Raw genomic sequence first — 23,503 nt, forward strand, 5'->3', positions numbered from 1 at the left:
TCGCGCGTGGCGTTCTTTTGCGTGTTCGTCACCGTTCGGCGAAGTTCGCCCTAGTCGTTCGGTACTTGTTTTGCAAGCGGATCGACAACGTCCAGATCTTGCGAAAACGTTGCTGTGGCTTGTGTTGCGCCTTCCTGCAACGCACTGGTATAAAGGCGCTACCGCAGTCCCGGCGTTGTTCGTCAGCGCAGCGATGCGGGGTTGCGTCATGGCATCCTGCGAGCCAACCATCCATGCCGGCGCTGTCGGGTTCTCCGGAACGACCGCGCCGACGAAATCCGAACGAGGGAGTTTTCTCAATGAATAAAACCGATCTGATCAATGCCATTGCCGAGAAGGCCGAGTTGACCAAGGCCGACGCTGGCCGCGCTCTGGAAGCCTTTTTCGAGACCGTGCAGAAGTCGTTGAAGAAGGGCGAGGACGTTTCGGTTGTCGGCTTTGGCACGTTCACCGTGCGCAAGCGTGCTGCCCGCACCGGTCGCAACCCGCGCACCAACGAAGCGATCAAGATCAAGGCGTCGAAAGTGCCTGCGTTCAAGGCTGGCAAGACGTTGAAGGATGCCCTAAACTAAGCGGCTGACGCTTGGTTTCGGGTGCTTAGCTCAGCGGTAGAGCGTCGCCCTTACAAGGCGGTGGTCGTAGGTTCGATCCCTACAGCACCCACCAGAAAAAATGCGGAGTGGTAGTTCAGTTGGTTAGAATGCTGGCCTGTCACGCCGGAGGTCGCGGGTTCGAGTCCCGTCCACTCCGCCACAGTTCGCAAGGGCGCCCGTGTGGCGCCCTTGTCATTTGAGCGGTTCGTCCGCGTCCTGCGACACCGGACGGCACGGGCCGGTTTGCCGACTTGAGCCACGCGCGTCATGCGCTTTCACCATCTTGCGGGAAGATTTCGATGCTGCAGGCAATGCGTAACAAGATGCATGGATGGCCGTCCATCATCCTTCTGGGGGTTTGCGTCTTTGCGATGTCGCTGTTCGGCATGGAGAGTTACTTCATGTCGCACGACGAAGCCTACGTGGCCAAGGTCGGCAAGCACGAGATCGACCAGCGTGCGTTCCAGGACCGCGTGAACCAGGTGCGTCAGCAGCAGGTCGCCCAGCAGGGCGAGCAGTTCGATTCAAGCTCCTTCGAGAAGCCCGAGACCAAGTTGCGCATTCTCGACGGCATGGTCGACGAGCAACTGCTGCAGCAGGCCAACGAGGACTGGGGGCTGCGCGTGCCCGACCTGGCGGTGCGCGACTACATCGCTGCCATTCCCGCGTTCCAGGTCAACGGCAAGTTCGACGGCACCAGCTACCAGGCGTGGCTGACCAGCCAGTACAAGACGCCGGAAATGTTCGAGCGGGAAATTCGTTCGTCACTGGCGATCCAGTTGCTGCCCTCGGCGATCAACGCCAGCACCATCGTCAGCGACGCCCGTCTCGACCAGTTCCTGAAGCTGCAGAACCAGCGCCGTGACCTGCGCTACTTCGTGTTGCAGCGCCCGACGCTGGAGAACGGCACGGTGAGCGATGCCGAGATCGAGGCGTACTACAAGTCGCACCAGGCCGACTACATGAAGCCCGAGATGGTCTCGGTGAAGTACATCGAAGTGGTCGGTGCAGACCTGCCTCTGGTCGCGCAGCCCAGCGACGAGGATCTGCGCAAGCGCTATGCCAGCGAGAAGCAGCGTTTCGTGCAGCCGGAGCAGCGCCTCGTTTCCCACATCCTGATCAACGTGCCGACGAACGCCACGCCGGAACAGCAGAAGGAGGCGCTGGCCAAGGCCGACAAGATCGCCGCGGAAGCGACCCCCGCCGATTTTGCCAAGCTGGCCCAGCAGGATTCGCAGGACTTGGGTTCGCGCCGTCTGGGCGGTGATCTCGGCTGGCTCGAGAAGGGCGTCACCAACGAAGCGTTCGATTCGGCGTTGTTCGCGCTGCAGAAGGGACAGATCTCCAAGCCGGTGCTGTCGACCGACGGTTACCACATCATCTGGTTGCGCGATGTTCGCAGCGGCCAGTCGAAGCCGTTCGAGGAAGTGCGCGACCAGCTGGTCAAGGAAGCGACGGCGGCCGATCGCGACCGCAACTACAACGACATCGCGGGCAAGATGTCCGACAACACCTATCAGAACCCCACTTCGCTGGAGCCTGCCTCGGTGGCGCTGAAACTGCCGATCAAGACCACGGCGCTGTTTTCGCGCCAGGGTGGCGAAGGCGTGGCGGCGAATCCGAAGGTGATCGCCGCGGCCTTCAGTGACGACGTGCTGGTGCAGGGAAACAATTCGGCCCTGATCGATCTGGGCAACAACCATTCGCTGGTGTTGCATGTCGACCAGCACGTTCCGGCTGCGGCCATGCCGCTGGCCGAAGTGCGTGCCGATGTGCAGCAGAAGATTCTCGATGAGCGCATGGCTGCCGTCGAAAAGAAGCAGGCTGACGAAGCCCTCGCGCGCCTGCACAAGGGCGAAGCGATGGATGCGGTGGCCAAGTCGCTTGGCGTGGCCGTCACGACGGTGAGCGAGGTGGTTCGGCATGCCCAGGTGCCCGCGCCCCTGCTGACCCGGGCCTTCCTGATGCCGCATCCGGCGGACAACAAGCCGCAGTTTGCCGCGGTGGACATGCTGGATGGCAACTATGCCCTGCTGGCGGTGGACAAGGTGCAGGACGGCGATCTGACCAAGCTGCTGCCGGAGCAGCGCGAGTCGTTGCGCCAGCAGATGGCGCAGGCTTACGGTTACGAGGCAGCCCGCGAACTGATCGACCACCTCAAGGCGAAAACCGAGATCAAGATCAACAAGCAGAGGCTGTAGGCACCGGCGCTTCTGCATCGCTTGAAGGAAAAGGATGACCTCGGTCGTCCTTTTCCTGTTCCGGACAACGCGGCCCCGTGCCCGGGAAGGCCGGTCCGCGATGGCGTCAGTTCGGAGCGCTGATCTGCAGCGTCTGACCGGGCTTCAGCGAGTGGTTGCCGAGATGGTTCCAGCGCTTGAGCTGGTCCACGCTGACCGCGTAGGTGTGCGCGATCTGCCACAGGCTGTCGCCGCGCTTGACGGTGTGCTTCCGAAGCAGGCTTGCGTCGCCCGTGGAGCTGGGCGCCGGAGTATCGGCAGGAGGCGCACGCAGCAGGTCGCCGCCGTTGTTGCTGTCGGCAAGCTCGAGCGGAACGTCATTGAAACGGCGCGCATGTGCCGCGGGCATCATGAGATACGAAGCGGCCGCGGTATCGACCATGTTGCTGCCGAACGCCCCGTTAAGCCGCTTCAGTGCGTCCAGCGTCATGCCGGCGCGATCGGCAGCCTGCGCCATCGACATCGCGTGCGGCACATCGGCCTGGACCAGACGCTGCTCGCCGGGCAAGGTCGGCAAGCTGACGTTGAAGCGGGCCGGCTCGCGCACGACGCAGGCGATCGCCAGCAACTTGGTCAGGTGTTCGCGGGTCACCTTGCGCACCGGCAGCCGGGGAATCGCCGGCTGTTCGGGTGGCGTGCCATGCGTCCTGATGGCCTTGCGGATGGCGAACTCCCCCGCGTTGTAGGCATAGTCGACCACCCGCCAGTCGACAAACTGCTTGTGATATTGCTCCAGCAGTTTCATCACGGCATTGGCCGAGGCCGGTACGTCGAGGCGGCCGTCGTAGTGGCGGTCCACGCGCAGTCCCAGCGACCCGGCGGTGACCGGCATCAGCTGCCACATGCCGGCGGGACGATGCTTGCGCGCGGCAATCGGACGAAAGTGGCTTTCCACCCATGGCAGCAACACGAACTCGCCGGCCACGTCGTAGTCTTCGGCCACTTTCTGCACGTAGACCAGGCGTGGCAACACCGCTTGCAGCTGGCTCTCGAATTGTTTCGGATGGCGCGTGTATTGCCTGGCCCATCCCAGCACGGCCGGGTCGGCATCGCAGCCCGGCATCGCGAAGCTTCCACGCAGTCGTGTCCAGACATCGGCGCCTGCTGGCTGTGCTGCGGGTGATTCGATGTCCGGCACCGGTGGCAGCGGTGCAGGTGCGGAAGAGGGGATTTCGACGGGACCGGCAGCCGGCTGCAACGGTGCGTTGGCACATGCCGCCAACAGTGCGCAGAGGGCCGCCGGCAGGATTCGGATGGCCAGCTTCATGCGCGAAAATCGTCCTTGGCATGGCGCAGGGCGGCGAATCGCGCCACGCGATCTCCGCCGCAGCCTTGCCGCTGCGCCCAGTCAACGACACCGTTGGTGTCGACGCGCAGGAAGGGGTTGCAGGCCAGTTCGTTGCCAAGCCGAACCGGCAGGGTGGGACGGGAGCTTTCGCGCAGGCTGGCCACGTCCAGCATTCGTCTTGCCAGTTCGGCGTTGGCCGGTTCGACGGCCAACGCGAATCGTCCGTTCACCTCGGTGTATTCGTGTCCGGCACAGACCAGCGTGTCGGCGGGCAGTTGCGCCAGGCGATCCAGCGAGCGAAGCATCTGCGCCGGCGTGCCTTCGAACAGGCGGCCGCAGCCCATGCTGAACAGGGTGTCGCCGCAGAACAGCAGGCCGGCTCCCACGAAGGCGATATGGCTGAGGGTGTGCCCCGGAACCGCGATGACGTCGAATTGGATGGATGGCGCGCCCAGCTCGATGCGATCGCCATCGATCGCCGGCTGGAAAGGCTGCCCGATATCCGGGTGAACCGGTGCGTGGACAGGGACCCCGTGACGTGCACGCAGGGCGGACATCCCGCCGACGTGGTCGGGGTGATGATGGGTGAGCAAGATCGCGCGCAGCCGCAGCCCTCGCGCCGTCAGCGCCTGTTCCACAACGGCTGCATCGCCCGGGTCGACCACGACGGCGTTTCCGTCGTCGTCATGCAACAGCCAGATGTAGTTGTCGGCCAGGGCCGGTAACGGAAGGAGGTGCACGAGGGATCCGCTGCGTTGGGAAAGTCCCCAGGGCGTGGGAACTTGTTGTGGAACGACAGACGCGGCCATCCCGGGCGCGCTTTAAGCGGTCGACTATAAATTGACGCTACGGCGGACTCGTTAGGCAGTCGTTAAGTACCCGGTCGACCGTTCAGCTGTGTGCGGCAGTTCCGCTCGACGAGCAACCTGCTGAGTCATGGCCGCAACCGTTACACTGTGTAAAGCAACAGATGCCGGACCGGTTTGCATGCAGCATCGCGATGACGAGGTCTACTCCAGCCCACCCATGCTTCGTTTGCTGGAAGAGCAGAGCCAGGCATTGAAGCCGGGGCTGCAGCGTTGTGTCGGCACGCATGGGCTGCTGCTGGATGCATCCCCCCGGTATCCCCGGCCGGCCTTGCCGTTGCTGGGTTGCTGGACCTCGCTGGCGGTGAGCGACGGCGGCTACGATGGCGACCTGCGTGCCAGGGCAGACGAACCGCTGCCTTTCGTCGACGATGCATTCGAACTTGTGCTGGTGCGGCAGGCGCTGGAACTGGCATCGCATCCCGCCGCGTTGCTCGATGAACTCGTTCGGGTGCTGGCGCCCGGTGGCACGCTGGCGTTGACCGGCGTGCATCCGCTGGGTTGCTGGTCGGCGTGGTTGCGCTGGCACGCCCGCGGCAGGTCGCCGGCGTTGCAGATGCCGTGGCGGCTGCGCCACCGCCTTGAGCGCGACGGCCTGCTGGTCGAGCGGGTGCTGCGGATCGGCAGCATCTGGCCGGGCGCTGCCGCGCCGCGGCGCAGCCCTGCCGGAGTGTTCGGTGGAGGTTACCTGCTGGTGGCGCGGAAGCACCGGCGATCCGTGACGCTGCTGCGCTTGCTCCCGCAACAGGTGCGGGTGCCGGCAAACGGCCAGCTTTCTCCGGCGGCGCGCCGTGGCGCGTCGCTCCAGATTTTTTCAGGAATTGCAAAAGACGATGAGTGAAGTGGAAGCCTTTACCGATGGCGCATGTCTGGGCAACCCCGGACCCGGTGGCTGGGCCGCCCTGCTGCGCGCCAGGGGCAGCGAGCGCATGGTTGCCGGCGGCGAGCCGGCCACCACCAACAACCGGATGGAGTTGATGGCGGCGATTGGTGCGCTGGAGACCCTGACCCGGCCCTGCCGGGTCATCCTGACTACCGATTCCCGTTACGTGATGCAGGGCATCGAACAATGGATGCCGAAGTGGCGTGCCAATGGCTGGCGCACCGCAGACAGGAAGCCGGTGAAGAACCAGGACCTGTGGCAACGCCTGTTCGATGCCGTAGGCGCCCATCAGGTGCGCTGGAAATGGGTGAAGGGCCACAACGGCCACGCCGAGAACGAACGGGTCGACCAGGCCGCGCGCGAGCAGGCCGAATCGATGAAGGGCCGGGCATGAGGCAGATCGTCCTCGACACCGAAACGACCGGCCTAGAAGTCCGCCAGGGACACCGGCTGGTGGAAATCGCCTGTGTGGAAATGGTCGAGCGCCGGCTTACCGGCCGGCACTACCAGACCTACCTCAATCCGGACCGGGCCATCGACGAAGGCGCCCGCCTGGTCACCGGCATCGAGGACGAGTTCCTGCTCGACAAGCCGCGTTTCCCCGAGGTGGTGGAGGAGTTCCTGGCCTTCATCGATGGCGCCGAGCTGATCATCCACAACGCCAGTTTCGACATCGGCTTTCTCGATGCCGAGCTTGCGCGGCTGGGCAACGGCGCCGGCAGGATCGGCGACCGCTGCACGGTGCTGGATACGCTGGCGATGGCCCGCGAGCGCTATCCCGGCCAGCGCAACAGCCTCGATGCGTTGTGCAAGCGCCTGGGCGTCGACAACTCCCGCCGCGACCTCCACGGCGGCCTGATCGATGCCCAGTTGCTGGCCGACGTCTATCTGGCGATGACATCCGGGCAGGTGGCGTTCGACCTGGGTTTCGAAGGCGCCGCCGAGCAGCATGACGTGATGGTTGTGGCGCCGGTGGTGCTGCATGCGCGGCCACGGGTCCTGCACGCATCGCCGGAAGAACTGGTCCTGCACGAGCAGAGGCTGGATGCGCTGGACAAGAGTGCGGGTGGGGTGAGTGTTTGGCGGGGAGCTTGATTGGTTGGCGGGGTAAGGGGTGTAGCGGTTAACCCTGGTCGATTTCCCACTGCCGTGTTACTACCGGAAAAGCAAGGCGCGTGCGAAGGACGATGCGGCGCCGCGCGGGTGGGATTGTTCGGCCCATCCTTGGGCCGAACCCCTTCGCGCTGCGCGCTACGGGGCCAGCCTGCGGCTGTCCAACAAGCTCCTGGCAAATTTGTCGACGACGAAGGCAGGATGCCGTAGTCGAACATCGGCATAGCCGATGGCCCGCAGGGCGAGGCGCAGGATGCGCCGAGTAACCCCGGTGGGCTCTCACCTAGCCGTCACCGCCAGAAAAGCAAAACGCCCCACGAGGGGGCGTTTTGCTTTTCTGGCGGAGAGGGTGGGATTCGAACCCACGGTACGCTTACACGTACGCCTGATTTCGAGTCAGGTACATTCGACCACTCTGCCACCTCTCCGGTGCGTTGCATGGTGGCTCATGCGAGCCGGGAATCATACGCGAGCGAACTTGCCGTGACAACAACCTTGTCTTCCGGCATGCTGCTACGGCTCGCCTCCATTGAATACCCATGATCGAATTCGGACACGGAACGCACGTCGGCCTGCGTCGTACGCGCAATGAAGACACTTATTATGCCGATGCTTCACTGGGCCTGTTCCTGGTGGCCGACGGCATGGGTGGCCACCAGCATGGCGAAGTCGCTTCGGCGCTGGTGCGCGATCAGGTCGTGCAGCAGGTCAGGGAGGGGAGCAGCCTGCTGGAGGCCGTGCGTGGCGCGGCCGGGAGCCTGCTCGAGTGCGCCCGCGACAGCTTCGACATCCTGCCCATGGGGACCACCATTGCCGCACTTCGGGTGGAGGGTGACAGCCACGAAGTGGCCTGGGTCGGCGACAGCCGGATCTACCAGTGGAAGCAGGGCCTGCGGCAGGTCAGCCACGATCATTCCCTGGTTCAGGCGCTGGTCGAGGCGGGACAGCTGGACCCGGCGCAGGCGGCGGAACATCCGCAACGCAATGTGCTCACTCAGGCGCTGGGTGTCACCGCCATCGAGCAACTGCACATCGGCATGGCGCGGGGCAAGCTCGAGCCCGGCATGAGCTTCCTGCTGTGCAGCGACGGGCTGACCGAAGGCGTCAGCGACACCACCATCGCGCAGAAGATGGCCCGCGCCGACCTCTCGGCACAGGAGTGCGTCGACCAGCTGCTGCTGTGTGCGCTGGACAGCGGCGGCGACGACAACGTCACGATCCTGATCGTGCGTTCGCGCTGAAGCGCGGACCGGTGATGGCACAAAAAAACGGGGCCGCTTTCGCGGCCCCTTTTTCCTGTTGGGCAACGTGATCAGAAACGATACGTGCCGGTGAGGCTGACGACGTCACCGTGGTCCTTGAACTTGCCGTCCATGGTGCCGTAGCCCAAGGCAGCCTGGTTGGTCTGCTTGACCCGGGCATCGCTGACGAACTGGTGCTGATAGCCGAAGTCCACCGCGAACTTGTCAGAGGCCTGATAACCGAGGCCGAAGCCCAGCAGGCGACGGGAGCCGTCGGGGATGCGCGGGTCGCGGCTGATGATGTTGGACGGGCTTTCGTCGTAGCCGATGCCGGCGCGCAGCGTCCACTGCGAGTTCAACTTGTAGTCGCCACCGATCGAGTAGACCCAGACGTTCTTGTATGCCTGCGGCAGGCTGACCAGAGTCTGTCCGTTGGACGTCAGTGTCAGCTGCTTGAAGTTGGACCAGTCGGTCCACTTCACGCCAGCGGCAACGCTGAAGTTGTCATTGAATGCATGCAGCCAGTCCAGGCTGGCGAATGCCGGCATGTTGAATTCGGCGCTGGCCTTGTCGCCATCGCCGTTGAGCGCGGGCAGGCCGGCGTTGGGGAAAACCACCGGAGCCAGCGCGATCAGATCCTTGGAGGCCTGGCTGCCGTACATGGCGTAGTTGCCGCTCAGGGTCTGCTTGATCTCGGAGTGATAGCTGAAGCCGATGCTGTCACGCGCGGTCGGCTTGAATTCGAAACCCGCGAAGTAGCCGAAGGCGAACTTCTTCTTCACGTCAACGTTGAGCTGCACGTCGCCGCTCTGCGGGGCACCCAGGATGGGCGCGCCCAGCAGGCCGGCAGCCGAACCGTAGGGATCGAGCATGGTGTTGAGCTGCGCCTTGGTGCGCTGACCGACGATGCCCGCACCGATCGAGAACTGGTCGTTGACCTTGAAGCCGGCCGAGAAGCTCAGCGCGATCGACTGCACACTGGTCTTGGTACCGAAGTAGCGGCCCTGCCAGGTCGGGTTGTACTCGCTGACCAGGCCGTAGGGCACGGTGACGCTGGCACCGAGTGCCAGACGGTCATTGACCTTGGTGGCAAATGCCATGTTCGGGAACGGAATGAACTTGCCGAAACCATCCGGGTTGTTGCCGGTGGTCGGGTTGCCCTGCTGGTCCTGGAACGAACCTTCGAACTTGGCGCTGGGGCGAATGCCGGTGCCGGTCAACTGGACCAGGGTGCCGTCGAAGAACGCCATCGCCGCCGGATTGTTGTAGACCGCCGTCGGATCGTTCGCGAACAGCGAGCCGCCCGCATTGGCGCGCGCCCAGCCAGCGGCGTTGTCGGTGGGCAGCTGGAAGGAACCGGCCTGCGCGCCCAGCGGCATGGCGAGTGCGCCGGCAACGGCCAGGGCGAGGCTGGCCTTGGTGCCGAGACGGGAGAGGTTTTGCAAGGTTTGACGGTCCACGTGGGTTCTCCTGTGACAAAAAGGTCCGGGATGGGACGCATCCGCGGCGATGGTTTCTGGTTTTGTGTGGTGATGATGGGGCAGCACGTATCGGGAAGGTGGCACGGTGTCGCTTGGTCAGGACGCAGGCCTCCCGTCCTGGATCCAGAGGGTGGATGGCGGAATGCCCTGGCGCCGTGAATCCGTATCGGCGGCCGGTGGTGTCGTGCGGGTGGCTTCGGCTGTCACCTGATCCTGTTGCAACACCTGCTCGATCACTTTGATCTGCTCCGTGTTTCCAGACGGGGCGGTGAGGATGGGGGACACCAGCGAGATCAGGCGCGCCAGCAGTTCGGTGTCGTTGATGGCCTCGCCCTTGCTGATGCTGGCGATCAGTTGCTGCATGTCTTCCCCGGCCAGCATGCCGGACAGCGCCTTCAGGGCGAAATGCAGGCGCAGTCCGAGTTCGCCCCGGGGAAGCGTGGGCAGGGCGCGCGCGAACGCCTCGAAAAAGCGCCCGGAAATCGATCGGTAATGCTGCTGCAGAAAATCCTGGATGAACGGCGAGGGGTCGCTGTAGACCCGGCCCAGCAAGCGCATGAAGGCCGGTCCCGAGGCGCTGCCATGGCTGAGCCGGAAAGCCGGCACGAACAGCATGGCCAGCACGGCGCGGGCATCCAGACCTTCCGGTCGCTGGCGCTCGCACGCACTCAGCAATTGCAGCCGCTCGCGGTTGAGGCGATCCAGTCGTTGCGACAACAGCTCCTGGACCAGCGCCTCCTTGCTGCCGAAGTGGTAGTTCACCGCGGCCAGGTTCGCGCCAGCCCTGGCGGTGATGTGGCGCAGCGACATCGCTTCGTAGCCACCCTCGATGAACAGCCACTCGGTGGCGTCGAGCAGCCGCTTGCGGGTGTCACTGGGATTGGTTCGCTGCGTCGGACTCAAGAAGCTTGCCCCGTGATGGCCCAGCCAGGTAGCTGACGCCTGCTTCAAATCAAGGATTGAAACACGTGTATGGAAGCTACCGGTGGGCCGCAGGGCGGGCAAGCTGCAGTGCAAGATGCCGAAGAGATGACTGCGGGAAGGGGGCGTTGAAGCCGGCGATCCTTGCGGGCCGTGCACGGGCTTGATCCGGCGTATCAAGTCGGGAGCGCCAAACAGCAAAAGGGCCGGATGAATCCGGCCCTTTTGCTGCACTGCATGGCAAATCGCGTCAGCGGATGGCCGACATTGTCCTCAGTCGGCCTTCTTCTTGGCCAAGCGCAGCCAGGTATCGACGACCGTGTCCGGATTCAGCGACAACGATTCGATGCCCTGTTCCATCAGCCACTCGGCCAGGTCCGGATGGTCGGACGGGCCCTGACCGCAGATGCCGATGTACTTGCCCTTGGCGCGCGCGGTCTTGATCGCCATCGCCAGCAGCTTCTTCACCGCCGGGTCGCGTTCGTCGAACAGGCTGGCGACGATGGACGAATCGCGGTCCAGACCCAGGGTGAGCTGGGTGAGGTCGTTGGAGCCGATCGAGAAGCCATCGAAGATGTCGAGGAACTCGTCGGCGAGCAGGGCGTTGGACGGCACTTCGCACATCATGATCACTTTCAGATCGTGCTCGCCCTGCTTGAGGCCATTCTTCGCCAGCACATCGATGACCTTGCGGCCTTCGCCGAGCGTGCGCACGAACGGGATCATCACCCACACGTTGGAGAGGCCCATCACTTCGCGCACGCGCTTGACCGCCTTGCACTCCAGTCCGAACGCCTCGGAGAAGCTCGGGTCGACGTAGCGGCTGGCGCCACGGAAGCCGATCATCGGATTCTCTTCGTGCGGCTCGTAACGCGAGCCGCCGAGCAGGCCGGCGTACTCGTTCGACTTGAAGTCCGACAGGCGCACGATCACCGGCTTCGGATAGACCGAGGCGGCGATGGTGGCGATGCCTTCGGCCAGGCGATCGACGTAGAACTCGACCGGACCGGCATAGCCGGCGATGCGCTCGTCGATCTTCGCCTTGGTCTCGGCGTCCTGCCTGGCGTATTCCAGCAGCGCCTTCGGATGCACGCCGATGTGGCTGGCGATGATCATTTCCAGGCGGGCCAGGCCGATGCCGGCATTGGGCAACTGGCCGAAGTCGAACGCGCGCTCGGGGTTGGCCACGTTCATCATGATCTTCAGCGGCGCCTCGGGCATGTCGCCCAGATCGGCGGTGATCCGCTCGAACTTCAGGATGCCCTCGTAGATCGTGCCGGTGTCGCCTTCGGCGCACGACACGGTGACGTCAGCGCCATCGGGGACCAGCTCCAGCGCATTGCCGGTGCCGACCACGGCGGGCACGCCCAGTTCGCGGGCGATGATCGCCGCGTGGCAGGTGCGGCCACCGCGATTGGTGACGATGGCCGAGGCGCGCTTCATCACCGGCTCCCAGTCGGGATCGGTCATGTCGGCGATCAGCACGTCTCCGGCCTGCACCTTGTTCATGTCGGACAGCGAACGGATCACCCGTGCCTTGCCCGCGCCGATCTTCTGGCCGATCGAGCGTCCTTCGGCCAGCACCTTGCCCTTCTCGCTGAGATGGAAGCGCTCGAGCTGGGTGGCGTGCGAACGGGACTTCACCGTCTCCGGGCGTGCCTGCACGATGTAGATCTTGCCGGTGTGGCCGTCCTTCGCCCACTCGATGTCCATCGGCCGGTCGTAATGCTTCTCGATGATCAGCGACTGGCGGGCCAGCTCCTGCACGTCCTCGTCGCTGATGCAGAACTTGTTGCGCAGGTCGGTCGGCGTGTCTTCGGTCTTGACCCGTTCGCCCGGGGCGCTGGAGTAGACCATGCGCAACTGCTTCGCACCGAGGTTGCGGCGCAGCACCGCCGGCTTGCCTTCGCGCAGGGTGGGCTTGAACACGTAGAACTCATCGGGATTGACCGCGCCCTGCACGACCATCTCGCCGAGGCCATACGAACCGGTGACGAATACCACGTCGCGGAAACCCGACTCGGTATCCAGCGTGAACAGCACGCCGGAGGCGCCCACGTCCGAGCGCACCATCAGCTGCACGCCGGCGGACAGGAACACGTCCTCGTGCTTGAAGCCCTGGTGCACGCGATAGGCGATCGCGCGATCGTTGTACAGCGACGCGAAGACTTCCTTGACCTTGTGCAGTACGTCGTCGATGCCGACCACGTTGAGGAAAGTTTCCTGCTGTCCGGCGAACGAGGCGTCGGGCAGGTCTTCGGCGGTGGCCGAGGAGCGCACCGCGACCGCGATGTCGTCGGCGCCGGCGTCCTTGCAAAGCTTGATGTAGGCCGCGCGGATCGCCTGTTCGAGTTCGGCGGGCAGGGCGGTGTCGACGATCCAGCCACGGATTTCCTTGCCGGCAGCGACCAGGGTGTCGACGTCGTCGACATCGAGCGACGCGAGCCGTTCCTGGATGCGTTTGGCCAGGCCGCTCTTTTCCAGGTACTGCTGGAACGCGTCGGCGGTGGTGGCGAAACCACCCGGCACGGAGACACCCAGTTTGGCCAGGTTGCCGATCATCTCGCCCAGCGAGGCGTTCTTGCCGCCAACCTTGCCCAGGTCAGTCATGCGCAGTTGGTCGAGCCAAAGCACCAGATCGTTCAAGGGTGTCTCCTTCTGAGGAAGCGTTGCGAAGAGTGGAATGGACGCGACATGCAGGCCCGGAGCGGGTTGCAAAGAACTGGTATTGTCCGCTGCGGATGGTGCGCAGCACAAGAAGACCATTGCAGGCAGATGCCATTCCAACCCGATACCAGTCAGCTGGCGGTAAATTTCTGGCAGCCGGGTTGGCGGTGGCGATCGAGCCGATGTCGTGCCGGTTCACCGGGTTGTGGACGCGTCAGAATGCATGCCGCAACCTGCTAAGGTGCGGCCAGACGCCATCCGCCATCCGCCATCAGGGCCACGCATGCATCGAACCGTATTCTTCATTTCGGACTCCACCGGGATCACGGCGGAGACCATCGGCAACAGCATCCTGGCGCAGTTCGAAGGCGTGCAGTTCGACAAGCACCGCTTGCCCTTCACCGACAACGCGCACAAGGCGGAGGCTGCCGCGCTGCGCATCAAGACCAACTATGCGCAGACCGGCCAGCGTCCGATCGTGGTCAACACCATGGCCGAACGCGCCCTGTGCGAGATCGTCGCCGCCAGCGGCGCGCTGATGCTGGACGTGTTTGCGCCCTTCATCGGCCCGCTCGAGGAGGAGCTGTCCACCAAGCGCTCGGGTGCGGTCAACCGGTCGCATGGCATGGTCGATTTCGACAAGTACGAGGCGCGCATCAACGCGACCAACTACGCGTTGTCGCATGACGACGGCATCGACGTGAACTATGCCGAGGCGGACCTGATCCTGGTCGGCGTGTCGCGCTCGGGCAAGACGCCGACCTGTCTCTACATGGCCTTGCATTACGGAGTCAGCGCCGCCAACTATCCGCTGACCGACGACGACCTCGAGAAGCTCGAATTGCCGGCGCGTCTGCGTCCGTACAAGGATCGGCTGTATGGCCTCACCATCGATCCGGTGCGCCTGGCGCAGATCCGCGAACAGCGCCGCGCCGGCAGCCGCTACGCCACCTTGCAGCAATGCCGCTGGGAGCTGGAGCAGGCCGATCGCCTGATGCGCCAGGCCGGCATTCCCAGCCTCAACACCACCCATGTGTCGATCGAGGAGATCGCCAGCAAGATCTTCGATCGCTTCGGCATCGAACGAACCATGTTCTGAAAACCCTGGCCCGCCCACTGGAGTTCGTGCATCCCCGATGAGTGCCGTACTGGACAACCGCCGCAGCCTGCTACCGGGACGATTCGAGTTCCTGATGGGGCTGTACGCCGAGAATTACCATCGCCTGACCCGACTGTTTCAGCCACAGCAGCTGGCGCCGGGGCGTTATGTGTCGAACGTGGACGACGGTCTCGACGTCCACCTTTCCGTGCAGGAGCGTCATCCGTACACGCTGGAACTGGAACTCACCTACGATTTCGTCGACATCGATACTGGCAGGCGTGCGCCGTCGGCACAGTTGCGCATGTATACCGACGCGCATGTGGCCGAGGCGCTGCATTGCCACCCCGGGCGGCACCTGTGGCAGGTGCTGGGTCCGTTTCCGCCGGCGCATTCGGTGTTTCAGCACCGCTTGCGGATGAACGGATTCCTGTCGCGCTGGCTGGAATACCTCGTCGAGCAGGGCCATTCCGTCGGCACGCTGGTGCCGCAGCCGCAGCCGCAGCCGCAGTCGAGCGAGGGCGCTCGGAAGTAGTGGCCTCGATCATGGGGCCGCCTTCCTGGTTCCTGCGCACACGCAGCAGCGCGCAAAATCACCACGCAGCAAAAAGCCCGCACTAGGCGGGCTTTTTGCTTGAATAGTGGCGGAGTGGACGGGACTCGAACCCGCGACCTCCGGCGTGACAGGCCAGCATTCTAACCAACTGAACTACCACTCCGCATTGTGTTGCTTCTTCCAGCTGTGCGAGCCAACTTGGCGTCCCCACGGGGATTCGAACCCCGGTGTCCACCGTGAAAGGGTGGTGTCCTAGGCCTCTAGACGATGGGGACAATTCAAGTTGGTGGAGCCAGGCGGGATCGAACCGCCGACCTCCTGCATGCCATGCAGGCGCTCTCCCAGCTGAGCTATGGCCCCGCCGCTGGAAGCCGAGAAGAATAGGTGCGCTCCGGAATTCCGTCAAGCTTTTTTTCACACTTTTCGATCACGGGGCGCCGGCTTGTCGACGATGCCCTCCTGCGCGCAGGCGAGTGCCGCCTTTCCTTCGTTTAAGCTGGAACGATACCTCGGGTTCCAGAGAGTTGATGAATGCACGAAATCGGCTTCATTCGTGATCTTGCCATCGTGATGATCGTGGCGGGCGCCACCACGATCGTGTTCCAGCGGATGCGGCAGCCGGTGCTGCTGGGCTACATCCTGGCGGGCGTGCTGATCGGGCCGCATACGCCGGGCGTGCTGGTGGGCGATGCGCGCGCCATCGACGACATTTCCAATCTCGGCGTGGTCCTGCTGATGTTCACCCTGGGCCTGGAATTCAGCGTGCGCAAGTTGCGCCAAGTCGGCATCGGCGTGCTGGCCGTGGCGGTCGCGGAAGTGGGGCTGATGTTGTGGATCGGCTATGGCATCGGCGGTCTGTTCGGCTGGTCCGGCACGGACGCGCTGTTTCTTGGCGCGATCATTTCGTTGTCCTCGACGATGGTGGCCACGCGCACGCTGGCCGAGTCCGGGCAGCGCCAGCAGAAGTTCGCGCAACTGGTGACGGGCCTGCTGGTGGCCGAGGACATGCTCACCATCGTGATGCTGACCCTGCTCACGGCGGTGGCGATCGGTGGCTCGGTGCAGGCCGACACGGCGCTGGCCCTGGTCGGGCACCTGGGCCTGTTCGTGATCGTGGGAATGATCCTGGGCCTGCTGCTGCTGCCCCGCCTGGTCGATTACGTGGCGAGCTTCGATCGCGACGAGACCTTGCTGGTCAGCGTGCTCGGCATCTGCTTCGGCGCCAGCCTGTTCGCGGTGTGGATGGGTTTCAGTGTCGCGCTGGGTGCCTTTCTGGCCGGCGCGGTGGTGGCCGAATCGCGCAGCGTGGGGCGGGTGCTGCATCTGGTGGAGCCGTTGCGTGACATGTTCGCGGCGCTGTTCTTCGTGGCGATCGGGCTGAAGATCGATCCCGCGATGCTGTTGCAGTACGCCTTGCCGGCCCTGCTCATCGCGACCGTGGTGATCGTCGGCAAGACCCTGGCCTGCAGCCTGGGCATCTTCATCGTGGGCCACGATCCGCGCACGGCGCTGCGCTCGGGCCTGGGCATGGCGCAGATCGGCGAATTCTCGTTCGTCATTGCCACGCTTGGACTTTCGCTGGGCGTGGTCAGTGATTTCATCTACCCGATCGCGGTGGCCGTTTCCGTGCTGTGCATGGCCGCGTCGCCGTACCTGAACCGGTCCGCCGAGAGCCTGGCTAATGGCTTGCGCCGGGTGACGCCGCGCTCGCTGATCCTGCTGGCGAACAGTTACAACGGCTGGCTGGAGAACCTCAAGCCGGTCAACGAGAACGCGGCCATCGCGGCCATCTTCCGCCGCCTGCTCTGGCACATCGGCATCAACGTGTTGCTGGTGGTGGCGCTGTTCATCGTCGGTGCCTACGTCAATGCGCACAACTGGAGCTGGTTCTCGAAGCTCGGCATCGATCGGGAGCTGCGCCACACGCTGATATGGGCCTGCGCGCTGTTCCTGTCGCTGCCCATGCTGATCGCCGTGTACCGCAAGGCCGAGGCGCTGGGCATGGTTCTGGCGGAGCTCGGCATCCGCGAGCGGTTTGCGGGCTCCTACACGCAGGCAATCCGCAACGTGCTGGCGCGGGTCATCCCGCTGGCCACGCTGCTGGCGCTGGCGCTGCTGGTCAGCGGACTCAGTTCGGCGATCCTGCCACCGCGCGGGATCGCCCTGTCGCTGGTGGTGCTGGTGGTGGTGGTGGCGGTGGTGCTGTGGCGGGGCCTGGTCAGGATGCATGCGCGGCTGCAGGCCGCCCTGAAGGAGACCCTCGAAAAACCTGATCCGTGAGATCGCGACGGTCCCCTGCGGGGGGGCGGGGAGGGGGCCGGCACGGGGTGCCGGAATGAACCTTTATCGGGAATGACGGTCTGATCGCCCGATCGTTGCCAAGATCTGACAAGCACCGCACAATGCGAGGCCTGCCTCCATCGGGGGGGCCCGGCCGGCAGTGTCGGCACATCCATACATGAGGGAGTTACGAATGAAGCACTTTCTGCGTCCCACGCTGACGGCGGCCGCGATGGCTGTTGCGCTGGGCATGACGGCCTCCGTTGCCGCCCAGACGACTGGCGCTGCGGGCACCGTCGACAAGGCCAAGGCAAGCTACGTTGTGGGTTGGGAAATTGCTTCCCAGGTTCCGCCGATCATGCGCGACGAACTGGATCCGACCGCCGTGGCCAACGCGGTGAAGGCGGCGCTGTCCGGCCAGAAGCCGACCATGAGCGACACCGAAGCCAAGCAGGTGCACGATGCCTTCATGGCCAAGATCCAGGCCAAGTACCAGGCCGAGATGACCAAGCTGGCGGCCAAGAACAAGGCCGAAGGCGATGCGTTCCTGGCCAAGAACAAGAGCGCGCCGGGCGTGAAGACGACCGCGTCGGGCCTGCAGTACCAGGTGATCAGCCAGGGCACGGGCGCCCGCCCGGGTCCGAACGACACGGTCGAGATCAACTACACCGGTACCTTCATCAACGGCCAGGTGTTCGATGCCTCGGCCAAGCACAACCCGCCGGGCGCCGCGAAGATCCCGCTGGCCGGCGTGATCCCGGGCTTCCGTGAAGGTCTGCAGCTGATGCAGGTCGGTGGTCACTACAAGCTGTTCATTCCGTCCGCGCTGGCTTACGGTGCCGAGCCGCAGCCGCCGATGCCGCCGAACGCCACGCTGATTTTCGACGTGACCCTGGTCAAGACGGGTCCGACGCCGGCTGGCGCCGCTGCGGGCGGCAAGTAAGCATTACGTAGCAGTTGCCGGAGGCGACTCCGGCGCGAGTTCCACGAAGGGGCGCGAAGCGATTCGCGCCCCTTCGTGTTTGCGGAAATCGCGATGGCCGGATCGAAGCGGTCGCGGCGGCGGTTAGAATGGACGTCCAACTTTTGCGGGAATCGTCACGACGATGATGAATGTCACTATCTTCGGTACCGGCTATGTCGGCCTGGTCACCGGTGCCTGCCTGGCGGAAATGGGCAACAAGGTGGTTTGCGTGGATATCGATGCGGGCAAGGTCGAGCGCCTGAAGCGCGGCGAGATCCCGATCTTCGAGCCCGGGCTCGAGGCAATCGTGCAACGCAACCACGCCGGCGGTCGGCTCGATTTCACCACCGACGCGGCGCCGGCGATCGCGCATGCCGAATTGATCTTCATCGCCGTCGGCACGCCACCGGACGAGGATGGCAGCGCCGACCTGCAGTACGTGCAGGCGGTGGCCCGCACCATCGGCCGCCACCTGGATCACTACGCCGTGGTGGTGAACAAGTCGACCGTGCCGGTGGGCACCGCCGATCGGGTGCGCGAGGCGGTGGCTGGCGAATTGAAGGCGCGCAACGCGACGGTGGAATTCGACGTGGTCTCCAATCCGGAGTTCCTCAAGGAAGGCGCCGCGGTGGAAGACTGCCTGCGCCCGGACCGCATCGTGGTCGGTTCCTCCAGCGCGCGCGCGGTGGCGGTGCTGCGCAAGCTGTACGCACCGTTCAACCGCAACCACGATCGCATGGTGGTGATGGACGAGCGTTCGGCCGAGCTGACCAAGTACGCGGCCAACGCGATGCTGGCCACCAAGATCAGTTTCATGAACGAGATCGCGAATATCGCCGAGCGGGTGGGGGCCGACGTGGAACTGGTGCGCCAGGGCATCGGTTCGGACCCGCGCATCGGCTACAGCTTCATCTACCCGGGCGCTGGCTACGGCGGTTCGTGTTTTCCCAAGGACGTGCAGGCGCTGGAACGCACCGCGCACGCGTACGGTTATGACGCCCGTCTGCTGGGCGCGGTCGAGGCGGTCAATCGCCAGCAGAAGGGCAAGCTGTTCGAGCTGGTCTCGCGCCACTTCGACGGCCAGCTGGCGGGCCGCACGATCGCGCTGTGGGGGCTGGCGTTCAAGCCCAACACCGACGACATGCGCGAGGCGTCCAGCCGGCGACTGATGGAGTTGCTGTGGGAAGCCGGCGCCAGCGTGCGTGCGTTCGATCCGGAAGCGCGCGCGGAAACGCAGCGCCTGTACGGCGATCGCGCGGACCTGGTGCTGTGCGGCGACGCCATGGAAGCCGTTCGCGGTGCCGACGTGCTGGCCGTGGTCACCGAGTGGAAGGCGTTCCGCAGCCCGGACTTCGCCGCCATCCGCGGGACGCTGGCCGAACCGGCGATCTTCGACGGACGCAACCTGTACGACCCGGCGGTGGTGGAGGAGGCGGGTCTGGCCTATTACGGCATCGGGCGCGGGCGCAGCCTGCAGTCATCGCCGTGAACGACCAGCGCGCCATGTTCGAGCAGCGGCTGGACGAGATGGAGGTCAAGCTGACCTTCATCGACGAGGCTGTCCAGGCGTTGACCACGGCGGACGCCGACCAGTCGCAGCGAATCGCTGCGCTGGAGCGCGCGTTGCGCGATCTGCGCGGCGAAATGGCATCGATGCGGGTCGCCCAGGGCAGTGACGCACACGACGAACCGCCGCCGCCGCATTACTGAAATTTGTATCCAACGATCACGGAATACCCGCATGGCCGATTCCCTGCGCGATCAGCTGCTCAAGAGCGGCATCGTCAAACAGGTTCAACTCGAGCGCCCCCGCGAGCCGAAGCGGCCGCCGTCGCCCGGCAAGCCGGCGCGTCATGGCGGCAAGCCTGGTGCCAATACCGGTGGCAAGTCTGCTGCCAGGCCTGGCAGCAAGCCGCAACCACCTGTGGCCGGCCGCAGCCAGCAGGACATCGACCTGGCCAGGGCTTATGCGTTGCGCGCGCAGACCGAGACGCGGGAGCGCAAGCAGATCGAGCAGGAAGTGGCCGAACAGGCCCGGCTGCGCCGCGAGCGCAAGCAGAAGATCCAGCAATTGCTTGATGGCAAGGCGCTGAACAAGACCGATGCGGACCAGCCGCGCAATTTCGAGTACGGCGGCAAGATCCGCCGGGTGCATGTGGACGCCCCGCAGCTTGCCGCGCTCAATGCCGGCGAGCTGGGCGTGGTCCAGCACGGTGGTCGCTACCTGCTGGTGGCGCGCGAGATTGCCGAACAGGTCCGTGCCATCGATCCGCACCTGCTGGCCTTGCTGGTCGACCCGACGGCATCGGGCGTCGGTGACGATGGCGTGCCGGACGACCTGATGTGGTGATGGCGACATGAGTCCATGAAAAAGAGCCCGGCGTGCCGGGCTCTCTGGTGGGGGTGACGCGTCATCCAGGGCTCAGTGGCTGGGGGAAGTCGGCAGTTCGAAGCCACCCTGCGCCAGCGTCGGATTGTCCCAGCCATTCTTCGGCTTGAATCGCTCGCCATGGCGTTGCGCCAGTTCCTCGAGCCTTGCCTTGAGCTTGTCGGCGCCTTCGCTGCGCGTGTACTGGATCGGGCCACCCCGGAACGGCGCGAAGCCGGTGCCGAAGATCACGCCGGCATCCAGCAGGTCGGCATCATCCACCACGCCATCGGCAAGGCAGGCGATCGCCTCGTTGACCATCGGCAGGATCATCCGGTCGGCCAGATCCGGTGGCGTCACGTACTCCTGGGGTACTTCGGGTTTCTGCGGCCTGCCGTCCTGCCAGACATACAGGCCCTGGCCATCCTTCTTGCCGCGCTTGCCGGCCTCCAGCTTGTCGTCCAGCCCCGGCGGCAACTCCAGTCCCAAGAAGGGCGCCAGTTCGCGGCCGACCGATGCGCACACGTCCAGGCCGACAGTGTCGGCCAGCTCGATCGGCCCCATCGGCATGCCGAACTTCTTCGCCGCGCGGTCCAGCACCGGGCCGGGCACGCCTTCGCTGTACAGGCGCAGCGCTTCCAGCAGGTAGGGCATCAGGATGCGGTTGACTAGGAACCCCGGCGTGCCCTTGACCGCCACCGGCAACTTGCCGATGGCCTTGCAGAATGCCAGTGCGCGCTTCTCGATCAGCGGATCGAGTCGGTCATGCCGCACCACTTCCACCAGCGGCATCTGCGCCACCGGATTGAAGAAGTGCAGGCCCAGGAAGCGCTGCGGCGCGGCCAGGTTCTTGCGCAGCTCGTCCAGCGGGATGCTGGAGGTGTTGCTGGCCAGGATCTCGTCGGCCTGGAACTGGGGCTCGATGGTGGCGTACAACGCCTCCTTGGCCCCGGCGTTCTCGTAGATCGCCTCGATGGCCAGGTCGGCCGCCGCCACGCCGCTGCCGTCGACATCGGCGCGCAGGCGCTGCATCGCCGCCTCGACCTTGTCGGCGGACTTCAGCTTCTTCTCGTACAGGGTGCGGGCACGATCCAGCGCCGGCTGGATGAACTTCATCTCGCGATCCTGCAGGGTCACGTTGAAACCCTTGAACGCGGCCCAGGCGGCGATGTCGCCGCCCATCACGCCGGCACCGACCACGTGCACGTGGCTGATTTGCGCGTCGACGCCGGCGCCCTGGCCCTTCAGGCGTTCCTGCAGGAAGAAGATCCGGATCAGGTTCTGCGCCGTCGGCGTGGTCGCCAGCTTCGCCACCGAGCGTGCCTCGAGCTTCAGTCGCTGGCTGATGCCGGAACCGCCACGCTTCCACACCTCGATCATCGCGAATGGCGCGGGGTAGTGCTCCTTGCGCACCTTGGCCGCGGTCTGCTTCAGCACGATCGGCGCCAGGATCTGCCGGGCCAGCCAGGTATTGGTGGCCCAGGCCCTGGCGCGGCGGGCGAACGGTCGCGTCGCGGGGCGACGCAGCAACAGGCGCGCCTCGCTCAGCAGCTCGTCCGGGCGTGCCAGCCGGTCGACCACGCCCAGGCCCAGGGCGCGCTTTGCCGACAGGGCCTTGCCGGTCAGCATCACCGGCAGCGCCTCGGTGGCGCCGATCAGGCGCGGCAGGCGCGCGGTGCCGCCCCAGCCGGGATGGATGCCCAGCATCACTTCGGGCAGGGCGATCCGCGTTTTCTCGTCGTCGACGGCGATGCGCTGGCGGCAGGCCAGGATCAGCTCGGTGCCGCCGCCCATGCAGGCGCCGTGCACGGCGGCCACGGTGGGGCAGGGCAGGCGAGCCAACGCCTCGTAGACGCGCTGGCCGTGCTCGATGTTCTCCAGCACCGTGTCGTGTTTCGCGTACTCGACGAATTCCTTGATGTCGGCGCCCACGGCGAAGCCCGAGGCCTTGGCCGAGTGGATCACCACGCCGGCCGGCTTCTCGATGGCCAGGCGCTCGACGATCTGCTCCAGTTCGTCCAGCACCGCGCGGGAAATCGCGTTGACGCTGCTGTTGGCGCGATCCAGGGTCAGCGTGACGATGCCATCCTCGCTTTCGCTGGTCTTCCAGTGGTTGAAGCGCAGTCCTTCGAACATGGGTCGATACGGTGTGGTGGAGGAGGCCTGAACCATACCGTCCCGACGCCATGATTGCGAGATGTGACACATCTGCTTGACCCTGCGCCGGTGCCGGTGTGAAATCGGTCATCATCCGTTGGCACCGAGGTTGCAGCGGGCGCGACGTGCAGGGCACGGGACGACGGGCTGACGGGCAGGAACAGGGATGCTCCGGCGCGCATCGGTCAACGTGGCAACCAGCGGGCTCCTTCCCGTCATTTATCCAGGCAGTCGCGGGCTGGCTGACTCCATGGCTTCATCGCCGCCGCACGGGGACGCAATGAATTCGACAATCGCCTCCGTTCCCGTGCAAGCCGGCAACGAGATCTTCGAACGCATCCTGGCCGCACCCAGCGGACTGGTGGTGCTGGACTGCCAGGACGTGCATGCCCTGATCGATCAGTTTCGCGCGATCGCGCGGCATACCGGCCAGGCCGTCTACCTCTGGCAACCCGATACCGGGCTGGGCAGCCTGCGCGACGCCCACGTGCGCGTGCCGGACTGTCAACGGCTGGGCAACGCGCTGCGCTACATGCAGCAGAGCATGCATTTCGGCGTGTACTTCCTGCTCGGACTCGAGCTGCCGCTGTCGGCGATGGACGGCACCCTGCTGCGCCAGCTGGCGCGCGCGCCCAAGGGACATCTGCGCCGGGTGGTCCTGATCGATGCGCCCGCCGCGCTGACCGAGCACCTGGGCGACCTGGCGACGCACATCGGCAGCCATGACAGCCAGCCCCGGCGCCTGCGCCTGCGCGACGGCCGCTGGCTGGTCTGAGGCGAGGACAC

General features: G+C 65.1%; 20 protein-coding genes and 6 tRNA genes. 16 read left to right on the top strand and 10 right to left on the bottom strand.

Annotation, left to right across the window (positions count from 1 at the left end; genetic code table 11):
* Positions 1–299: 299 nt before the first annotated feature.
* From UU7_RS03175 to UU7_RS03190, 4 genes are all read left to right on the top strand, one after another.
* A complete protein-coding gene (locus tag UU7_RS03175) occupies positions 300–572 on the top strand; it encodes an HU family DNA-binding protein (protein WP_007511239.1) in 273 nt (90 codons plus the stop codon).
* 19 nt (positions 573–591) lie between these two features.
* Positions 592–666: transfer RNA gene (locus tag UU7_RS03180), tRNA-Val, on the top strand.
* A 10-nt stretch (positions 667–676) separates the two neighbouring features.
* A tRNA-Asp gene (locus UU7_RS03185) sits at positions 677–753 on the top strand.
* Positions 754–892: 139 nt separating this feature from the next.
* Positions 893–2,794 carry a SurA N-terminal domain-containing protein gene (locus UU7_RS03190; RefSeq protein WP_007805283.1) on the top strand — a complete coding sequence of 634 codons (1,902 nt, stop codon included), beginning with the start codon at positions 893–895 and terminating at the stop codon, positions 2,792–2,794.
* Positions 2,795–2,900: 106 nt separating this feature from the next.
* Here UU7_RS03190 and UU7_RS03195 read toward each other — a convergent pair whose 3' ends face one another.
* Complete coding sequence (locus tag UU7_RS03195) at positions 2,901–3,896, bottom strand: transglycosylase SLT domain-containing protein (RefSeq protein ID WP_007805285.1); 996 nt, start codon at positions 3,894–3,896, stop codon at positions 2,901–2,903.
* Positions 3,897–4,096: 200 nt separating this feature from the next.
* Positions 4,097–4,861, bottom strand: a complete 765-nt coding sequence (gene gloB / locus UU7_RS03200) for a hydroxyacylglutathione hydrolase (RefSeq protein ID WP_007805287.1) — start codon at positions 4,859–4,861, stop codon at positions 4,097–4,099.
* A 247-nt stretch (positions 4,862–5,108) separates the two neighbouring features.
* On the opposite strand from gloB, the gene UU7_RS03205 reads away from it, so the two are divergent.
* The 3 genes from UU7_RS03205 to dnaQ are packed head-to-tail and all read left to right on the top strand — an operon-like array spanning position 5,109 to position 6,965.
* Positions 5,109–5,828 carry a class I SAM-dependent methyltransferase gene (locus tag UU7_RS03205; protein WP_007805289.1) on the top strand — a complete coding sequence of 240 codons (720 nt, stop codon included), beginning with the start codon at positions 5,109–5,111 and terminating at the stop codon, positions 5,826–5,828.
* A complete protein-coding gene (gene rnhA, locus UU7_RS03210; RefSeq protein ID WP_007805291.1) occupies positions 5,821–6,264 on the top strand; it encodes a ribonuclease HI in 444 nt (147 codons plus the stop codon). The genes UU7_RS03205 and rnhA overlap by 8 nt, the downstream gene beginning before the upstream one ends.
* Complete coding sequence (gene dnaQ / locus UU7_RS03215; RefSeq protein ID WP_007805293.1) at positions 6,261–6,965, top strand: DNA polymerase III subunit epsilon; 705 nt, start codon at positions 6,261–6,263, stop codon at positions 6,963–6,965. Before rnhA ends, dnaQ begins: the two co-directional genes overlap by 4 nt.
* Before the next feature lie 356 nt (positions 6,966–7,321).
* Here dnaQ and UU7_RS03220 read toward each other — a convergent pair.
* Positions 7,322–7,411: transfer RNA gene (locus tag UU7_RS03220), tRNA-Ser, on the bottom strand.
* A 111-nt stretch (positions 7,412–7,522) separates the two neighbouring features.
* On the opposite strand from UU7_RS03220, the gene UU7_RS03225 reads away from it, so the two are divergent.
* The gene (locus tag UU7_RS03225; protein WP_007805295.1) at positions 7,523–8,224 is read left to right on the top strand and encodes a PP2C family protein-serine/threonine phosphatase; all 702 of its coding nucleotides are present in this window, start codon (positions 7,523–7,525) and stop codon (positions 8,222–8,224) included.
* A 71-nt stretch (positions 8,225–8,295) separates the two neighbouring features.
* On the opposite strand, the gene UU7_RS03230 is transcribed toward UU7_RS03225, so the two are convergent.
* The 3 genes from UU7_RS03230 to ppsA all read right to left on the bottom strand — a co-directional run bounded on the left by UU7_RS03230 (position 8,296) and on the right by ppsA (position 13,272).
* Positions 8,296–9,684 (bottom strand): outer membrane protein transport protein, encoded by a 1,389-nt coding sequence (locus tag UU7_RS03230; RefSeq protein ID WP_007805297.1) that lies wholly within the window; start codon positions 9,682–9,684, stop codon positions 8,296–8,298.
* 117 nt (positions 9,685–9,801) lie between these two features.
* Positions 9,802–10,860, bottom strand: coding sequence for a TetR/AcrR family transcriptional regulator (locus UU7_RS03235; RefSeq protein WP_238530870.1), 1,059 nt, complete (start codon positions 10,858–10,860; stop codon positions 9,802–9,804).
* 39 nt (positions 10,861–10,899) lie between these two features.
* Positions 10,900–13,272 carry a phosphoenolpyruvate synthase gene (gene ppsA, locus UU7_RS03240; protein ID WP_007805300.1) on the bottom strand — a complete coding sequence of 791 codons (2,373 nt, stop codon included), beginning with the start codon at positions 13,270–13,272 and terminating at the stop codon, positions 10,900–10,902.
* A gap of 304 nt (positions 13,273–13,576) precedes the next feature.
* On the opposite strand from ppsA, the gene ppsR reads away from it, so the two are divergent.
* Both ppsR and UU7_RS03250 read left to right on the top strand, forming a co-directional pair.
* Positions 13,577–14,392 (top strand): posphoenolpyruvate synthetase regulatory kinase/phosphorylase PpsR, encoded by an 816-nt coding sequence (ppsR, locus tag UU7_RS03245; RefSeq protein WP_007805301.1) that lies wholly within the window; start codon positions 13,577–13,579, stop codon positions 14,390–14,392.
* A gap of 37 nt (positions 14,393–14,429) precedes the next feature.
* On the top strand, positions 14,430–14,927 hold the full coding sequence (locus UU7_RS03250) for a DUF1249 domain-containing protein (protein ID WP_007805303.1): 498 nt from the start codon (positions 14,430–14,432) through the stop codon (positions 14,925–14,927).
* Positions 14,928–15,034: 107 nt separating this feature from the next.
* On the opposite strand, the gene UU7_RS03255 is transcribed toward UU7_RS03250, so the two are convergent.
* The 3 genes from UU7_RS03255 to UU7_RS03265 form a co-directional block, all read right to left on the bottom strand.
* Positions 15,035–15,111, bottom strand: a tRNA-Asp gene (locus tag UU7_RS03255).
* Between the two features lie 36 nt (positions 15,112–15,147).
* Positions 15,148–15,223: transfer RNA gene (locus UU7_RS03260), tRNA-Glu, on the bottom strand.
* A gap of 9 nt (positions 15,224–15,232) precedes the next feature.
* Positions 15,233–15,308 (bottom strand) — tRNA-Ala (locus UU7_RS03265).
* Positions 15,309–15,479: 171 nt separating this feature from the next.
* On the opposite strand from UU7_RS03265, the gene UU7_RS03270 reads away from it, so the two are divergent.
* The 5 genes from UU7_RS03270 to UU7_RS03290 all read left to right on the top strand — a co-directional run bounded on the left by UU7_RS03270 (position 15,480) and on the right by UU7_RS03290 (position 20,542).
* Positions 15,480–17,228: a cation:proton antiporter gene (locus UU7_RS03270; protein ID WP_007805305.1), complete on the top strand. Its 1,749-nt coding sequence runs from the start codon at positions 15,480–15,482 to the stop codon at positions 17,226–17,228.
* 193 nt (positions 17,229–17,421) lie between these two features.
* A complete protein-coding gene (locus tag UU7_RS03275) occupies positions 17,422–18,171 on the top strand; it encodes an FKBP-type peptidyl-prolyl cis-trans isomerase (protein WP_007805307.1) in 750 nt (249 codons plus the stop codon).
* A 166-nt stretch (positions 18,172–18,337) separates the two neighbouring features.
* On the top strand, positions 18,338–19,681 hold the full coding sequence (locus tag UU7_RS03280; protein ID WP_007805309.1) for a UDP-glucose dehydrogenase family protein: 1,344 nt from the start codon (positions 18,338–18,340) through the stop codon (positions 19,679–19,681).
* 14 nt (positions 19,682–19,695) lie between these two features.
* Positions 19,696–19,902: a SlyX family protein gene (locus tag UU7_RS03285; RefSeq protein WP_157581839.1), complete on the top strand. Its 207-nt coding sequence runs from the start codon at positions 19,696–19,698 to the stop codon at positions 19,900–19,902.
* Between the two features lie 31 nt (positions 19,903–19,933).
* Positions 19,934–20,542: a DUF2058 domain-containing protein gene (locus UU7_RS03290; protein WP_007805314.1), complete on the top strand. Its 609-nt coding sequence runs from the start codon at positions 19,934–19,936 to the stop codon at positions 20,540–20,542.
* 72 nt (positions 20,543–20,614) lie between these two features.
* Here the strand turns inward: UU7_RS03290 and UU7_RS03295 are convergent, their stop codons facing one another.
* Positions 20,615–22,696 (bottom strand): 3-hydroxyacyl-CoA dehydrogenase NAD-binding domain-containing protein, encoded by a 2,082-nt coding sequence (locus UU7_RS03295; protein ID WP_007805316.1) that lies wholly within the window; start codon positions 22,694–22,696, stop codon positions 20,615–20,617.
* A gap of 301 nt (positions 22,697–22,997) precedes the next feature.
* Between UU7_RS03295 and UU7_RS03300 the strand changes: the two genes are divergently transcribed.
* Positions 22,998–23,492, top strand: a complete 495-nt coding sequence (locus UU7_RS03300) for a hypothetical protein (RefSeq protein WP_040672691.1) — start codon at positions 22,998–23,000, stop codon at positions 23,490–23,492.
* The last annotated feature ends 11 nt before the right edge of the window (positions 23,493–23,503 follow it).

The sequence above is a fragment of the Rhodanobacter spathiphylli B39 genome (genome assembly GCF_000264295.1).
GTDB lineage: Bacteria > Pseudomonadota > Gammaproteobacteria > Xanthomonadales > Rhodanobacteraceae > Rhodanobacter > Rhodanobacter spathiphylli.

Bases quoted from the DNA above. Each gene is read 5' to 3' on its own strand.
- UU7_RS03175 (WP_007511239.1), top strand. From the start codon at position 300: ATGAATAAAACCGATCTGATCAATGCCATTGCCGAGAAGGCCGAGTTG.
- UU7_RS03190 (WP_007805283.1), top strand. From the start codon at position 893: ATGCTGCAGGCAATGCGTAACAAGATGCATGGATGGCCGTCCATCATC.
- UU7_RS03195 (WP_007805285.1), bottom strand. From the start codon at position 3,896: ATGCCGGGCTGCGATGCCGACCCGGCCGTGCTGGGATGGGCCAGGCAA.
- UU7_RS03205 (WP_007805289.1), top strand. From the start codon at position 5,109: ATGCAGCATCGCGATGACGAGGTCTACTCCAGCCCACCCATGCTTCGT.
- rnhA (WP_007805291.1), top strand. From the start codon at position 5,821: ATGAGTGAAGTGGAAGCCTTTACCGATGGCGCATGTCTGGGCAACCCC.
- dnaQ (WP_007805293.1), top strand. From the start codon at position 6,261: ATGAGGCAGATCGTCCTCGACACCGAAACGACCGGCCTAGAAGTCCGC.
- UU7_RS03225 (WP_007805295.1), top strand. From the start codon at position 7,523: ATGATCGAATTCGGACACGGAACGCACGTCGGCCTGCGTCGTACGCGC.
- ppsR (WP_007805301.1), top strand. From the start codon at position 13,577: ATGCATCGAACCGTATTCTTCATTTCGGACTCCACCGGGATCACGGCG.
- UU7_RS03250 (WP_007805303.1), top strand. From the start codon at position 14,430: ATGAGTGCCGTACTGGACAACCGCCGCAGCCTGCTACCGGGACGATTC.
- UU7_RS03270 (WP_007805305.1), top strand. From the start codon at position 15,480: ATGCACGAAATCGGCTTCATTCGTGATCTTGCCATCGTGATGATCGTG.
- UU7_RS03275 (WP_007805307.1), top strand. From the start codon at position 17,422: ATGAAGCACTTTCTGCGTCCCACGCTGACGGCGGCCGCGATGGCTGTT.
- UU7_RS03280 (WP_007805309.1), top strand. From the start codon at position 18,338: ATGAATGTCACTATCTTCGGTACCGGCTATGTCGGCCTGGTCACCGGT.
- UU7_RS03285 (WP_157581839.1), top strand. From the start codon at position 19,696: ATGTTCGAGCAGCGGCTGGACGAGATGGAGGTCAAGCTGACCTTCATC.
- UU7_RS03290 (WP_007805314.1), top strand. From the start codon at position 19,934: ATGGCCGATTCCCTGCGCGATCAGCTGCTCAAGAGCGGCATCGTCAAA.
- UU7_RS03295 (WP_007805316.1), bottom strand. From the start codon at position 22,696: ATGTTCGAAGGACTGCGCTTCAACCACTGGAAGACCAGCGAAAGCGAG.
- UU7_RS03300 (WP_040672691.1), top strand. From the start codon at position 22,998: ATGAATTCGACAATCGCCTCCGTTCCCGTGCAAGCCGGCAACGAGATC.